This window comes from Massilia sp. 9I (assembly GCF_902506415.1).
In the GTDB taxonomy this organism is placed as follows: Bacteria; Pseudomonadota; Gammaproteobacteria; order Burkholderiales; family Burkholderiaceae_D; genus Telluria.
In genome coordinates, this window is sequence record NZ_LR733275.1 from 957,476 (window position 1) to 972,589 (window position 15,114).

Below are 15,114 nucleotides of genomic sequence, written 5' to 3' on the forward strand. Positions count from 1 at the left end.
GTCATTTGAGCTTGGGGTCGAGCGCGTCGCGCAGGGCGTCCGCAAACAGCGAAAAGGCGGTGACCAGCAGCGCCATCGCGCTCGCGCTGGCGGCCAGTTGCCACCACTTGCCCAGGATGAGTTCATTCTGCGCCTCGTTCAGCATGCTGCCCCAGGAGACCACGCCGACCGGCACACCGAAGCCGAGGAAGGACAGGATCACTTCGGCCTTGATGAAGCCGACCACCAGGATCGACATCTGCACCAGGGCCACGTGCGAAACGTTGGGCAGGATGTGGCCGAACATGCGGCGCCAACTGGAGGCGCCAATGGCGTCGGCCGCCATCACGTACTCGCGCGCCTTGTGCTTGATGTACTCGGCGCGCATCAGGCGATAAGGCCCGGTCCAGCCGGTCAGGCCGAGGATCAGCACGATGGTCATCACACCCTTCTGCTGCAGCACCGCAGCCACGGTGAGGATCATCAGGATCGAGGGAATCGAGGTGAAGATGCTGTAGAACCAGTTGAACAGGTCGTCCACGATGCCGCCGTAGAAGCCGGACAGCGCCCCGAACAGGGTGCCCAGGGTCACCGCCACCAGGGCGGCCACCAGGCCCACCACGATCGAGGTCTCGCCGCCCTTGATGGTCTTCTTGACGATGTCGTGGCCCCACTTGTCGGCCCCGAACGACAGCGTGGTGGCTTTCTGCACGGGCGGATGCGCGGCGCGGACTTGCGCCTTGAGCTGCGCCAGTTCGTTGGCCAGCGGATCGAAGGCGTTCGGCGGCGTCTCGCGCGGCAGCTGGGCCGCTGCCAGCGCGCGCGTGCCGGCATCCGCGCCCACGAAGCTTGGCGGCGCGTAGTTGACCGCCACCTCGTCTTCCCAATCGCTCGCCACCAGGCCGGTGGCGGACAGCAGCAGCATCAACAGGAAAGCCGCCACCACCGCCAGCGCGGCCATCGCCACGCGGTCGGCGCGCAGGCGGCGCCAGGCCAGCGCCCACAGTCCGGGTGCGCGCGCGTTCGTCGTAGCCATCCTCATGTCAGTTTCACCCGTGGATCGACAAGCTGGTACAGCAGGTCGGCGAGCAGGTTGAACACCATGGTCGCGGCGGCGACATAGACCGTGATCGCCTTGATCACCGGGAAGTCGCTGCGTTCGACCGCCAGGATGACTTCGCGCCCGATGCCCGGAATGCCGAAGAAGCGCTCCAGCAGGAACGCGCCGATGAGAAGCGCCGGCAGGTTCGCCATGACGTGGGTGATGATCGGGATCGCGGCATTGCGCAGCACATGGACCCAGACCACGCGCCGCTCGGGCAAGCCCTTGGCGCGCGCGGTGCGCACGTAGTCCTGCCCTACTTCGTCCAGCACGAAACTGCGGTACAGGCGCAGGGTCGGCGCGATCGAGACGGCCAGGCCGATGATGATGGGCAGCAGCGCATAGCGCAGCAGGTTCTCGCCCAGGCTATTGCCCCAGCCCTGCACCGGGAACAGCCCCAGCTTGTAGGCGAACAGGTACTGGAACACGATGATGTAGACCAGGATCGAGATCGACATGCCGACCGTGCAGGCCACCATCACCGCGCGGTCCGTCAGCGAGCCACGCACGAAGGCGATGCTGAGCGCCAGCGCGATGCCGAGCACGGTTTCCAGGATGGTCAGCGGCACCAGCACGGTGAGCGAAGGCCCGAGGCGGCTGGAGATGATGTGCGACACCGGCTCGCCCGTGCTCCAGGCATTGCCGAAGTCGAAAGTCAGGATCTGCTTGACGAAGATCCACAGCTGCACCGTATAGGGCTGGTCGGTGCCGAGCTGGCGCCGGATGTTCTCGATGGCGGCGGTGTCGGCCATCTTCCCGGCCAGCAGGTAGGCCGGGTCGCCGCCCACCCAGTTGAAGAGCACGAAGACCAGCACCACGACCCCGAGCATGGTCGGCAGCATCTGCCACAGCCGGCGGACGATAAAGCGAAGCATGGATCTCCTGAAGTAATTAGGGCGGCGCCTGGCCGGCCGGGCGCGTAACGATAGCGCATATTTTGCCGGGTTGACAGCATGCCATGGCGGCGCCCGACCATTCCATTTTATTTCCCGCCTATAACTCTAAATATTCCGTTTGTAAAGACTTTTGCTGGGCAGTTGTTTTTTCGACTTGTACAGACATTCCATTTGACAGCGTATGTATGTCATTGTATTTATTGCCATGCAGGAAAAGATGCCGATTTTGCACTTGTGCGGCAATGTCTCGAAACTTCTCTGCGGCCGACTCAAGAAAAAGAGCCGCGGAGCTTACCTGGGAAGCTCGACATGATGGTTGAAACAGTATTATCTCGTTCGGTTCGATTGATGTTTGCGGGCGGCATGGCATTCGCCGCCTCCGCCTATGCGCAGGACGCGCAGCAAGCGCCTGCCGAAGGCCAGCAACTGCAGCGCGTGGAAGTGACCGGCTCGCGCATCGCGACCGCCAACCTGGAAAGCGTGAGCCCGGTGACCGTGGTCAGCGCCAAGGACATCAAGCTCGAAGGCACGCGTTCGGTCGAAAACCTGCTGAACAACCTGCCCCAGGTCTTCGCCGACCAGGGCGGTTCGATCTCGAACGGCTCCTCCGGTACCGCAACCGTCAACCTGCGCAACTTCGGCGCCGACCGCACCCTGGTGCTGGTCAACGGCCGCCGCCTGCCGTCGGGTTCGCCACGCAATACCGCAGCCGACCTGAACCAGATCCCGGCATCGCTGATCAAGCGCGTCGAGGTGCTGACCGGTGGCGCCGGCGCCATCTACGGTTCGGATGCGGTGGCGGGTGTCGTCAACTTCATCATGAACGACACCTTCCAGGGCGTGCAGATCGAGTCGAACTACGCCTTCTACAACCACGACCAGAACGGCGGCGCCGCTGCCGAGGCAGCCAAACGCCGCAACTTCCCGGTGCCGGGCGACAAGGGCGCCGACGGCAAGGTCAAGGACGTCAACCTGCTGCTGGGCGGTAACTTCGCCGACGGCCGCGGCAATGCCGTCGCCTTCATCGGCTACAAGAAGGAAGACGCGCTGCTGCAGTCCGAGCGCGACTTCACCGCCTGCTCGCTGGACGGCTTCAGCTCGGGCAACACCTTCAACTGCGGCGGTTCGGGCACCAGCTTCCCGGGCCGCTTCTTCACCGACGCCGGCCAGCGCACCGTCGCTGACGCCGCCGGCAACACCCGTCCCTACGTGGCCGCGACCGACCAGTACAACTACGGTCCGCTGAACTACTTCCGCCGTCCGTCGGAGCGCTACACCTTCAGCAGCTTCACCCACTACGACATCAACGACAAGGCGCGCCTGTACACCGAGGCCAGCTTCCACGATGACCACACCGTGGCGCAGATCGCCCCGTCCGGCCTGTTCGGCTTCGACGCCTCGGGCGCGAATGCGATCCGCTACGAAAACCCGTTCCTGACCCCGGCATGGCGCCGTGACCTCGGCCTGACCGCTCCGGGCCAGACCGCCGACGCCCTGATCTTCCGCCGCAACGTCGAAGGCGGCGGCCGCCAGGACGACCAGCGCCACACCTCCTACCGCGGCGTGATCGGCGTCAAGGGCGACGTCGGCAACTGGACCTACGACGCCTTCGCGCAAGTGGGCAAGGTGCTGTACTCGGAAACCTACTTCAACGACTTCTCGAACGTGCGCATCGGCCGCGCGCTGAACGTCGTCACCAACGCCGCTGGCCAGCCGGTCTGCCAGAGCGTCGTCGACGGCACTGACCCGAACTGCGTCCCGTACAACATCTGGTCGCTGGGCAAGGTCACGCCTGAAGCACTGGCTTACCTGCAGACCCCGGGCTTCCAGAAGGGCAGCACCCACCAGTCGGTACAGGGCATCAACCTGTCGACCAACCTGGGCGACTATGGCCTGAAGCTGCCGACCGCCAGCAGCGGCATCGGCCTGGCCCTGGGCTGGGAACACCGCACCGAGAAGCTGACCCTGGACACCGACACCGCCTACCAGACCGGCGACCTGGCCGGCCAGGGCGGCCCGACCTTCGGCGTCTCCGGCCAGTTCAGCGTGAAGGACTACTACGCCGAAGCGCGTATCCCGCTGCTGGAAAAGCTGCCGTTCGCCGACTCCCTGACCGCGACCCTGTCCTATCGTAAGTCGGACTACTCGACCGGCCAGAAGACCAACTCCTACGGCGCCGGCCTCGAATGGGCGCCGGTGCAGGCCGCCAAGGTGCGCTTCAGCTACCAGCGCGCCGCCCGCGCCGCCAACGTGGTCGAACTGTTCACCCCGAGCGGCCTGAGCCTGTTCGGCATGTCGAGCGACCCGTGCGCCGGCGCCACCCCGTCGGCCACCCTGGCGCAGTGCCAGCTGACCGGCGTCACGGCTGCCCAGTACGGCAAGATCGAAGACAGCCCGGCCCAGCAGTACAACAACATCACCGGCGGCAATACCGGCCTGGCGCCCGAGAAATCGGACTCCTACACCCTGGGCCTGGTGCTGACCCCGATGCGTAACCTGAGCCTGACCGTCGACGCGTTCGACATGAAGGTCGAAGGCACCATCGGCGGCCTGTCGGCATCGACCACCCTGAGCCAGTGTATCCAGACCGGCGATCCGAAGTTCTGCTCGCTGATCCAGCGTGACCGTCTCGGCACCCTGTGGGCCCTGCCGACCGGCCGCATCGTCGCGACCAACCAGAACCTGGGCATGAGCTCGACCCGCGGCGTGGACCTTGGCGCCAACTACGGCATGAAGCTGTCCGGCTACGGCAGCCTCGACCTGTCGTATATCGCCACCTTCCTGGACGAGTTCAAGCAGGAAGACTTCCCGGGTTCGGGACAGTACGACTGCGCCGGCCTGCACGGCACCAGCTGCGGCACCCCGCTGCCGAAGTACCGCCACAAGATCCGCGCCGTCTGGGGCACCCCATGGAGCGGCCTGGAAGTGGGCGTGACCTGGCGCTACATCAAGGGTGTGAAGCTCGACGCTACCAGCGACAACCCGCTGCTGGCCACCGACTTCGAACCGGCTGACGAACGCCTGGCAGCACGCAACTACCTGGACCTGGTGGGCCAGTGGGCGATCAACAAGAACTTCACCCTGCGCGCCGGCATGAACAACGCGCTGGACAAGGATCCGCCAGTGACCGGTGTCGTGGCCGCAGTGTTCGGCAACGGCAATACCTACCCGCAGGTGTATGACGCCATGGGCCGTCATATCTTCCTGAACCTGACCGCCAAGTTCTGATCGGCTAGCGGCTCAAACGAAAACGGCGCACCTCGGTGCGCCGTTTTTTTATTCCGGGCCTTATTCCGGCCGCAACCTGCGCTGCTTCACGGCCTGCGCCAGCCCTTCCAGCACCCCGATGCTGGTCTCCCAATCGATGCAGCCGTCGGTCACCGATTGTCCGTAGGTCAGTTCCTTGCCCGGCACCAGGTCCTGGCGTCCGCCCACCAGGTGCGATTCGATCATCACCCCGACGATGCGGTCGTCGCCCGCCGCGATCTGGCTAGCGATGTCGGCACACACCGGCACCTGGTTCTGCGGGTTCTTGCTGCTGTTGGCGTGCGAAGCGTCGATCATCAGGCGGCTCGCCAGGCCGTTGGCCGCCAGCTGGCGGCAAGCCTCTTCCACGCTCGCCGCATCGTAGTTCGGCGCCTTGCCGCCGCGCAGGATGATGTGGCAGTCCTCGTTGCCGGCGGTCGACACGATCGCCGAATGCCCGCCCTTGGTCACCGACAGGAAGTGGTGCGGCTGCGAGGCCGCCTTGATCGCGTCGGCCGCGATCTTGATGTTGCCGTCGGTGCCGTTCTTGAAGCCCACCGGACAGGACAGACCGGAGGCCAGTTCGCGGTGCACCTGCGATTCGGTGGTGCGGGCGCCGATCGCGCCCCAGCTGATCAGGTCGGCGATGTACTGCGGGCTGATCACGTCCAGGAACTCGGTGCCGGCCGGCAGGCCCAGCTCGTTGATGTTGCGCAGCAGCTCGCGCGCCATGCGCAGGCCGTCGTTGATGCGGAAGCTGTTGTCCATGTAAGGGTCATTGATCATGCCCTTCCAGCCGACCGTGGTGCGCGGCTTCTCGAAGTACACGCGCATCACGATCTCGAGTTCGCCGGCGAAGCGCACGCGCTGCTCGGCCAGGCCGCGCGCGTATTCGAGCGCCGCCTTCGGATCGTGGATCGAGCAGGGGCCGACCACCACCATCACGCGGTCGTCCTGGCCGTGCAGGATGCGGTGCAGCGCCACGCGCGCGCTGGCCGCGGTCTGCTCCGCCGCCGGCGTGACCGGGAACTCGCGGATCAGGTGCGCGGGCGGCGTCAGTTCCTTCATTTCGCGGATGCGTAAATCGTCGGTGCGAGGCATGCTGTACTCCGTAATGTGTGTGAGCTGAGGCTGAAAATGAAAAAACCGCCATCGCTGGCGGTTTGTCTGGATTGCGTCGGACTGTTCGTGATCTGCGTGAACCTGCCGCTACTCCACCGCCTGAGGGCTGGAATGGCTAAAGTAAAAATAGCAGGTAAAGAAAACGTGCTGGCGCATGGGAAGTCCGGAGGGGTCGGGAGACCTTGTTCGCCTGACTATAACGCCATTGTGTAACGGTTGGCAAGCCTTTTCCAGAAGCGGCGAATACAACATCACGCCAATTGTCATCACAAGATTCGGCAAGCGGTTGCGGGAACCACACAACCGTTCCCCGCCTTTCCGCGCTCCTTGAGCGGGATCAGTCGCGGTTGATCCAGCGGTGCAAAAGTCGCTCCAAGCCCCGAAGCTCCGCAGCCTTCTTGTGTTCTCACAAGAAAAGTCTTTACAGCATTTGATCAATGGCAAAGCGGACGCGGCGGGAACAACCCAACCACTGGAGTCCGGACATGACTGAAACCCTGCTCTCGCGCTCCCTGCGGCGCATCTTCGCCGGCGGCGGTGCCGTCGGCCTGTTGTCTGTCGGCTTTACCCTGCTACTGCCCGCCCCCGTCCTGCGCGCGCAGGAGGCCGCGCCGAAGCCGGTCGCCCGCGTCGAAATCACCGGGTCCAACATCCGCCGCGCCCAGGCAGAGACCGCCTCATCGGTGCAGACCGTGAACCGGGCCGACATCGAACGCTCGGGCAAGACCACGGTGGCAGAACTGCTGCAGACCCTCGCCGTCGACAACTCGGGTTCGGTCCCGGCCAACTTCGGCGGCGGCTTCGCCGCGGGCGCCTCCGGCATCTCGCTGCGCGGCCTCGGCACCGCCTCGACCCTGGTGCTGCTCAACGGCCGCCGCATGGCGCCCTACGGCCTGGCCGACGACGGCCAGAAGGTGTTCGCCGACCTCAACGTCATCCCCACCGACGCCGTCGAGCGGGTCGAGATCCTGAAGGACGGCGCTTCGGCCATCTACGGCTCCGACGCGATCGCCGGCGTGGTCAACATCATCCTGCGCCGCGACTTCCAGGGCAGCACGGTGCGCGCCCTGGTCGGCACCGCCACGGCCGGCGACGGCCAGCAATACAATGTCGCCGCCACCTGGGGCAGGGGCGACCTCGACGCCGACGGCTACAACCTGCTGCTCAACTTCGAGTACAAGAAGACCGACGAGATCTGGAACCGCGAACGCGGCAATCGCGACTGGGTCGGCAAGGCCGACCTGCGCCCCTGGGGCTACTCGGCCCAGGAAGGCTTCGGCGGTACCGGTGCGATCACCGGCAACAACGCCTCCGGCAGCGCCATCAACGGCAATGTGCGCAATCCCGACACGCTGGCCTACTACAACCGCGGCAATCCGGCCGGGGCCGGCTTCACCCGCTTCTTTCCGGCCGCGGCCTGCACCAACTTCACCAACCACCCCCAGGGCGACCCGGGCGGCGGCTGCCTGATCGACGCGCCCTTCCTGTACAGCCAGATCCAGCCCGACCAGGAATACACTTCGCTGTTCGGCCGCGGCACCCTCAAGCTGCCGAACGATATCGAGGGCTACACCGAGCTCAACCTCTACAACAGCCTGACGCGGACCTCGACCACGCCCTCGACCATCAGCGCCAACCAGGGCTACCCCGGCGGCCCGGTCAGCGGCGCCGGCGCCGCCTTCGGCCCCACCCACCCGGACAACCCGTATTTCGGGCGCGAGGCGCGACTGCGCTATCTGGCCGGGGACGTCGGCCCGCGCCGCTCGGACATCGATTCGACCTTCATCCGCGCCCTGCTCGGCGCGCGCGGCACCAACTACGGGTGGGAGTGGGACACTTCCCTGCTCTACTCGCGCAGCCGGGTGGGCAACGCCCGCAACGGCTTCCTGCAGCGCGACGCGACCTTCGCCCTGCTCAACCCGACCCCGACCAACGTGGCGACCGCCATCGCCAACAATCCCGGCTACCGGGCGCTGCCGATCGGGACCCTGTGGCGCATCGGCGAAAACGCCGGCCTGAACTCGCCGGCCGTGTACGCGGCGCTGTCGCCGGAAATCTCGAACAAGGCCCACACCGAGATCGGTCAGATCGACTTCAAGGCCACGCACGAATTCGGCAAGCTGCCCGGCGGACCGCTCGGGGTGGCCGTGGGCGCCGAGTTCCGCCACGAAGCAGCCGTGCTCGAGCCGAGCACCGGCACCGAGCGCGGCAACATCATCGGCCTGGGCTATTCGGCCTATGACGGCCAGCGCAACGTGTTCGCCATGTACGGCGAGGTGCTGGCGCCGGTCATTTCCGGCCTCGAAGTGACCGGCGCCATGCGCTGGGACCACTTCACCGACGTCGGCAATGCCTATACGCCGAAGGTCGGCGTGAAATGGACGCCGTTGCGCCAGATCGCCCTGCGCGCCACCTGGGCGCGCGGCTTCCGGGCCCCGAGCCCGGCGGAAAACGGGGTCGGCGGCCTGGCCGCCTTCACCAACGCTTCCGACCCGGTGCGCTGCGCGCTCGGCGTGCAGGTGGCCTGCAACCCGGCCAACATCGCCCTGATCACCTCGCCCAACCCCGACCTCGATCCGGAACGCTCCAAGAGCTACAACGTGGGCGTCATCTGGGATCCGCTGCCGCGCACCAGCATCTCGCTCGACTACTGGCAAATCAAGCGCAAGAACGAGATCAACCAGGAGCAGATCCCGGCCGCCATCCTGGCCGGGCGCGTGGCGCGCGACCCCAGCACGGCCCAGGCCGGCATCCCGGGCGACCCCGGCGCCATCACCGCGGTGCTGGCCAGCTACGTCAACTCGGCCCAGACCAAGGTGCGCGGACTCGACCTCGACGCGCGCCACAGCCTGCCGCTGCCGAACGGCATGGGCAACCTGGTGTTCGACGCCAAGTGGACCCACCTGTTCAAATGGCTGCGCACCGAACAGGACGGCAGCTCGCGCGACTTTGCCGGCACCCACGGCAACTGCGACGTGACCAACTGCGTGGGTACGCCGGACAACCGCGCCAACCTGCGCGCCAGCTGGGAGCGCAGCGACCTCCGCGTATCGGCCAACGTGCAATACCGCGGCAAGATCGACAACACCTTGTTCAAGGACGACCCGGATGGCTGCGCCAGCCACTTCGCCAACGGCAACGACGCCCCCGGCGGCTGCGAACTGGCCTCGTTCACCACCGTCGACCTGGTGTTCCGCTGGAAGCCGCAGCCGAAATGGGAAGTGTTCGGCTCGATCCAGAACGTGTTCGACAAGATCGCGCCGCTCGATCCGCTGACCTACGGCGCCGTGTCGTACAACCCGCTCGACTATGCCGGCGCGGTCGGCCGCTTCTTCACCCTGGGCGCGCGCTACACCTTCTGACGGCCCTGCCGCGCCTCCCGGTTCCCTACCGGCAGGCGCGGCCTTCCTCCCTTCATTAACGGAACCATGATGAACAAAACCATCCTCGCGCGCATCCTGCGCCGCCTGTTCGCCTGCGGCCTCGTCTGTGCGCGCCGCCGCTGCTGGCCCAGACCTCGCCGCCCGGCCTGCAGCCGCCTACTCCGACCGCCGCACCGGTGCAGCGCGTCGAAATCACCGGCTGCTATCAAAAACGTGCGCGCAAGTGCGCAGCGTTCTCTTCCTGCCCCGAGCCGTCCTGTTGACCGTGTTCGTGCCTAGCAGGCGTGACTTTCCCGCCTGCCGCCGGAACCGTTCCGGCGGCAGTGCCCGGCGTCAACGCCTGGCTAGCCACGGGTAGCGCCGTTTCCACCCCGAGGGCGGCGGTGGCGAGCCGTTGAAGGTTGATGGCGGCATTCACGTCGCGGTCGTGTCGTGCACCACAGCCGCAGGTCCAGCTTCGCTCGCCCAGCGCGAGCTTGCTGTTCTTTGCCCCACAGCCCGAACACAGGCGGCTGGACGGATACCAGCGCTCGGCCACCACGATCCTAGTGCCATAACGCTGCGCCTTGTACAGGAGCTGGCGCCGGAATTCATGAAAGCCGATGTCGGCGATGCTTCTTGCCAGCCGGTGGTTGGCCAGCATCCCTTTGACATGTAGGTCCTCGATCCCAACTGCTTGGTTTTCACGGCACAGGCGGGTGGTCAGTTTGTGGAGGAAGTCCCGGCGTACCCGCGCGATCCTTGCCTGCAGGCGAGCCAGCGCTTTCGCTCCCTTGGTCTGGTTTTTCGACTTCGGCAGCGTCCATCCCTTCGTGCCGCCAACGTCGATCCCGGCCAGGGCCTTTGCTGCCTCGTGCTTGCGGCTCTGTCGACGGCTGCGAATGCGCAGGCGGCGCAGCGCCGCTTTCAAAGGGCGAGGCGCGGCGACCTTGTACCCGCTGTCGAAGGTGGCGGCGGCCGTGATGCCGAGGTCGACACCGACGACGCCGCTCCCGCTGCGCCTGCATCTGCCGACATCGTCCGGCACGTCGACCTGCACCGCCAGGAACCAGTCGTCCGCCTCTCGGGACACCGAGCCTCCCATAATCTTGCCCGGCCAGCGCAGCGTCTCAGACAGAGAAACCCTGCCGACCCTGGGCAGGACAGCTATCTTGCCCTCAATCCGGAACTGGTCGTTCGCAACATAAAAGCTGTCGCGGCAGCGGCTCTTCTTCTTGAAGCGGGGCGGGCGGGCGTGCTCGCCGGTCCGGCGCGCTTCGAAATAGCGCGACCAGGCCCGCGCCAGGTGTGCAAATGGCTGGGCATGGGCGTCGCGGTGGACGGTGCGCAGCCAAGGATTTCCTTGATCGTCGAGCCAGTCGGGGTGGGCGTACTTGATGGCGTTGAAGTGCTTTTTGAGCCGCATCGCGTCCGGGCGCTGCCCGCTTGCTGCGAGCCGGTTCCACTCAGCCAGGGCCCAGTTCCAGACCCGGCGCGCGGTGCCGGCGGCGCGCGCAAAATAGTCGCGCTGCGCCGGTGTCGGCTCAAGACGGATGCGATGGGCCAGCAGCATGTCGCGCCAAGTATGGGGAAGATAGGTTTTTGACACTGCGCGCTCCGCCAAGTTCATCCGAAGGCTGTCCGTACAAATGCGCGCATCCACATCGCGGCGGTCGATGCGCGCGCTAGCCGCGAGCTATTGAGCCTGCACGGCGGGCCGCTCGGCTTCGCGATCGGCGCCGAGTTCCGGCGCCACCGCGTCAAGTATTTCATCGACCGCGCGCTGGCCTCGCAGGCATCGAGTTCCGGCTACGCCGACGCCAGCGACCAGGCCGGCCAGCGCAGCATCTGGACCCTGTTCAGCGAGGTCAACGTCCGATCATCAAGGACCTGGAGCTCAACGTGGCGGCGCGCTACAACCACTAAAGCGACGTCGGCGGCAGCTTCAATCCAAGGTGTCGCTGCGCTGGCAGCCGAGCCGCTAGCTCCTGGTGCGCGGCTCCTTCAACAAGGGTTTTCTGCGCCCCGACCCTGTTCGACCTGTACAGTCCGCAAGCTAGCACCAACACCTCGAACACCTATGACGCCCCCTTGCTCTGCCCGGGGGGATGTGCCGGCGCCCGGCGCCAACCCGAACATCGCCTGCGGCCAGCAGCAATTCATCCGCGAGGGCAGCAATTGCGACGTATCCCCGAAACGCGCGCGCACCTAGAATGCCGGCTTCGTCGTCGAACCGGCCCAGAACCTGAGCTTCTCGCTAGACTACTGGAACATCCGCCTCAAGGACCAGATCAGCGCCCTGGCCGAGCAGACCCTGTTCAGCAATGACCCGCGCTACACCGACCCGCTCGGCTTCACGGTGTATGCGCGCGTGACCTACCGCTTCTGAACGTAGAAAGCGGGCCACGAAACGACAACGCCCGGCCGGAGCCGGGCGTTGTCCTGTCAGCGCAAGCGCAGGATCAGCCGGTGCCGCCCACCGTCACGCCCTCGATGCGCAGGGTCGGCTGGCCGACGCCCACCGGCACGCTCTGGCCTTCCTTGCCGCACACGCCGACGCCCGAATCCAGGCGCATGTCCTTGCCGATCATCGAGATGTTGTTCATCACTTCCGGGCCATTGCCGATCAGGGTCGCACCCTTCACCGGATAGCTGATCTTGCCGTTCTCGATCATGTAGGCTTCGCTGGCCGAGAACACGAACTTGCCGTTGGTGATGTCGACCTGGCCGCCGCCGAAGTTGACCGCGTACAGGCCGTTCTTGACCGAGGCCAGGATCTCTTCCGGGTCCTTGTCGCCGGCCAGCATGTAGGTGTTCGTCATGCGCGGCATCGGCAGGTGGGCGAAGGATTCGCGGCGCGCGTTGCCGGTGACCGGCATCTTCATCAGGCGCGCGTTCATGGTGTCCTGAATATAGCCCTTCAGGATGCCGTCCTCGATCAGGGTGGTGCACTGGGTCGGGTTGCCCTCATCGTCCATGTTGAGCGAGCCGCGGCGGTCCTGCAGGGTGCCGTCGTCGACCACGGTGACGCCCTTGGCCGCCACGCGTTCGCCGATGCGGCCGGCGTAGGCCGAGGAGCCCTTGCGGTTGAAGTCGCCTTCCAGGCCATGGCCCACCGCCTCGTGCAGCAGCACGCCGGGCCAGCCCGGGCCGAGCACGATGGTCATCGGGCCGGCCGGCGCCGGACGCGCTTCCAGGTTGACGCAGGCCGACTTCACCGCTTCGGTCGCGTACTTGTCGAGCAGCTCGTCGCTGAAGTAGCCGTAATCGTAGCGTCCGCCACCGCCGGAAGAGCCGACTTCGCGCCGGCCGTTCTGCTCGGCGATGACGGTAACCGACACGCGCACCAGCGGGCGGATGTCGGCGGCCAGCACGCCGTCGCTGCGCACCACCAGCACCACATCGTATTCGCCGGCCAGGCCCGCCATCACCTGCACCACGCGCGGATCCTTGGCGCGCGCCATCTTCTCGACCCGCTCGAGCAGCTTCACTTTCGCGGTCGCGTCGAGCGAGGCCAGCGGATCGTGCGGCAGGTAGAGCGAACGGCCGCCGGTCGGGCGCGCCGCGCTGGCGATCTTTACCTTGCCGCTGCCGGCGCGGGCAATGGTGCGGGTGGCGGCCGCCGCATCCAGCAGCGCCGCTTCGGAAATGTCATCGGAATACGAAAAGGCCGTCCGCTCGCCCGACACCGCGCGCACGCCGACGCCCTGGTCGATCGAGAAGCTGCCGGTCTTGACGATGCCTTCTTCCAGGCTCCAGCCCTCGCTCTTGGTGAACTGGAAATACAGGTCGGCGTAATCGACCTTGTGCGTGAACATCGAGCCCAGCGCGTTCAGCAGCTTGCCCTCGTCGAGGCCGAATGGCGTCAGCAGCACGTCGCGTGCGACAGCCAGGGAAGAAAGGTTCGGTTCGAATGGTTTCATTTTGCGTTCGGTCGTTCGTATGGAGAGCTCATTGTGCCATATCCGCCCGCTTCGTACCGGACACGAGGCCCCTTCCCAACAGTGAGGGCAGCAGCAAATGATCGGGCATGAGCATGGATCAATTGCCTGTTGGCATGAAGCGGCGACCCTGATCGGCTTCGCAGCCATATTGCCGGGATCCCTTAGTGATGGCACACTTTGCGTGGACGCACTCAAGGGAATACGCCATGGTTTCAGGTCGACATTGCTTGCTGATGACTGTGCTGGTCTGTTGCCACGCCGCCGCGCATGCCGAGGCGCCGCCCGCGCAGGCGGTCTACATCGATGTGTGTGTCGCGGAACAGAATGTGGACCGCGTCATGGAGAAGGTCGACGCGCCGGTAATGGCGGTGCTCAAGACCTTGCCGAACATGCTCGACATCAGCAGCGCGGGCACGAATGGAAGAACGCAATTCCAGGTCCGCTTCGTGGATGGGGCGAGCCGGAACGACCAGACCGCTGTCGAGGAGGCGTTCAGACGGGTAGCGTTCGGCCCCGATGCCGGGATCCTGTCGGTGCGGATCGATCTGGCCCAGGCGCGCGCCGATGGGGTATACGTCGGCAGGCCCGCATGCATGGAGTACCTGCGGCGGGAAAGACTCCGCTAAGGGCGCGGAAGGCCCCCAGCAGGATACGGCCGATTAGCCTATAGCTTGCGGTGCTTCAGCGCCGGCAGGCTCTCGCGCACGCTCGCAAGGAACGCGTCGTCCAGCTGCCCCGTGATGACGCCCTCGCCTTCGCGCAGCACCGCCTTTACCTCGCCCCAAGGATCGACCAGCATGCTGTGGCCGAAGGTGCGGCGGCCATTCGCGTGGATGCCGCCCTGCGCCGAGGCCAGCACGTAGCACTGGTTCTCGATGGCGCGGGCGCGCAGCAGCACTTCCCAGTGCGCCAGGCCGGTGGTGTGGGTGAAGGCGGCCGGCACGATGATCAGGGCGCACTCGCCCATCGCGCGGAACAGTTCCGGGAAACGCAGGTCGTAGCACACCGACAGGCCGACGCGGCCGAAGGGCGCCTCGAAGCTGCCGACGCTTTCCCCCGGCACGATGGTGCGCGCTTCGTCGTAGGATTCGCTCCCCTTGTTGAAGCCGAACAGGTGGATCTTGTCGTAGCGGCCCACGGCCTGTCCCTGCGGGTCGTACACCAGGGTGGTGTTGAGCACCTTGCCGTCCACCGGCGAAATCAGCGGCAGCGTGCCGCCCACCAGCCAGATGCCGTGCTCGCGCGCGAGCCCCGCCATGCAATCCTGGATCGGGCCGCTGCCCTCCGGTTCGGCCTGCGCCACCTTGTCGACGTCGCTCATGCCCATGATCGGCCAGTACTCCGGCAGCGCCACCAGCTGCGCGCCTTCGCCCGCCGCTTGCGCCACCAGGCGGCGCACCGTCGCGAGGTTGTCGGCCACCTGCGGGGTGGACACCATCTGCACTGCGGCTACGATTGTCATG

General features: G+C 66.0%; 9 protein-coding genes. 3 read left to right on the plus strand and 6 right to left on the minus strand.

The window, feature by feature from the left end; all coding sequences use genetic code 11:
• Position 1: 1 nt before the first annotated feature.
• Entirely contained in the window at positions 2-1,021 is a 1,020-nt protein-coding gene (locus GV068_RS04390; RefSeq protein ID WP_159696176.1) for an ABC transporter permease, read from the minus strand.
• Positions 1,018-1,956: an ABC transporter permease gene (locus GV068_RS04395; RefSeq protein ID WP_159696177.1), complete on the minus strand. Its 939-nt coding sequence runs from the start codon at positions 1,954-1,956 to the stop codon at positions 1,018-1,020. The genes GV068_RS04390 and GV068_RS04395 overlap by 4 nt, the downstream gene beginning before the upstream one ends.
• A 384-nt stretch (positions 1,957-2,340) precedes the next feature.
• On the opposite strand from GV068_RS04395, the gene GV068_RS04400 reads away from it, so the two are divergent.
• Positions 2,341-5,205 (plus strand): TonB-dependent receptor domain-containing protein, encoded by a 2,865-nt coding sequence (locus GV068_RS04400; RefSeq protein ID WP_229463715.1) that lies wholly within the window; start codon positions 2,341-2,343, stop codon positions 5,203-5,205.
• Positions 5,206-5,265: 60 nt separating this feature from the next.
• Here GV068_RS04400 and aroG read toward each other — a convergent pair whose 3' ends face one another.
• Positions 5,266-6,324 carry a 3-deoxy-7-phosphoheptulonate synthase AroG gene (aroG, locus tag GV068_RS04405; protein ID WP_159696179.1) on the minus strand — a complete coding sequence of 353 codons (1,059 nt, stop codon included), beginning with the start codon at positions 6,322-6,324 and terminating at the stop codon, positions 5,266-5,268.
• 506 nt (positions 6,325-6,830) lie between these two features.
• Between aroG and GV068_RS04410 the strand changes: the two genes are divergently transcribed.
• Positions 6,831-9,707 (plus strand): TonB-dependent receptor, encoded by a 2,877-nt coding sequence (locus GV068_RS04410; protein WP_159696180.1) that lies wholly within the window; start codon positions 6,831-6,833, stop codon positions 9,705-9,707.
• A 226-nt stretch (positions 9,708-9,933) separates the two neighbouring features.
• Here the strand turns inward: GV068_RS04410 and GV068_RS04415 are convergent, their stop codons facing one another.
• Positions 9,934-11,316, minus strand: coding sequence for a transposase (locus GV068_RS04415; RefSeq protein WP_229463717.1), 1,383 nt, complete (start codon positions 11,314-11,316; stop codon positions 9,934-9,936).
• Between the two features lie 853 nt (positions 11,317-12,169).
• Complete coding sequence (gene tldD, locus GV068_RS04420; protein WP_159696181.1) at positions 12,170-13,630, minus strand: metalloprotease TldD; 1,461 nt, start codon at positions 13,628-13,630, stop codon at positions 12,170-12,172.
• A gap of 254 nt (positions 13,631-13,884) precedes the next feature.
• Here tldD and GV068_RS04425 point away from each other — a divergent pair, with 254 nt between their 5' ends.
• A complete protein-coding gene (locus GV068_RS04425) occupies positions 13,885-14,277 on the plus strand; it encodes a hypothetical protein (protein ID WP_159696182.1) in 393 nt (130 codons plus the stop codon).
• A gap of 38 nt (positions 14,278-14,315) precedes the next feature.
• On the opposite strand, the gene GV068_RS04430 is transcribed toward GV068_RS04425, so the two are convergent.
• Entirely contained in the window at positions 14,316-15,113 is a 798-nt protein-coding gene (locus tag GV068_RS04430) for a carbon-nitrogen hydrolase family protein (RefSeq protein WP_201303243.1), read from the minus strand.
• Between the last annotated feature and the right edge of the window lies 1 nt (position 15,114).

What these genes read in the sequence shown, in the direction of transcription:
- tldD (WP_159696181.1), bottom strand. Translation starts at nt 13,630, where the DNA reads ATGAAACCATTCGAACCGAACCTTTCTTCCCTGGCTGTCGCACGCGAC.
- GV068_RS04400 (WP_229463715.1), top strand. Translation starts at nt 2,341, where the DNA reads ATGGCATTCGCCGCCTCCGCCTATGCGCAGGACGCGCAGCAAGCGCCT.
- GV068_RS04425 (WP_159696182.1), top strand. Translation starts at nt 13,885, where the DNA reads ATGACTGTGCTGGTCTGTTGCCACGCCGCCGCGCATGCCGAGGCGCCG.
- GV068_RS04430 (WP_201303243.1), bottom strand. Translation starts at nt 15,113, where the DNA reads ATGACAATCGTAGCCGCAGTGCAGATGGTGTCCACCCCGCAGGTGGCC.
- GV068_RS04390 (WP_159696176.1), bottom strand. Translation starts at nt 1,021, where the DNA reads ATGAGGATGGCTACGACGAACGCGCGCGCACCCGGACTGTGGGCGCTG.
- GV068_RS04410 (WP_159696180.1), top strand. Translation starts at nt 6,831, where the DNA reads ATGACTGAAACCCTGCTCTCGCGCTCCCTGCGGCGCATCTTCGCCGGC.
- aroG (WP_159696179.1), bottom strand. Translation starts at nt 6,324, where the DNA reads ATGCCTCGCACCGACGATTTACGCATCCGCGAAATGAAGGAACTGACG.
- GV068_RS04395 (WP_159696177.1), bottom strand. Translation starts at nt 1,956, where the DNA reads ATGCTTCGCTTTATCGTCCGCCGGCTGTGGCAGATGCTGCCGACCATG.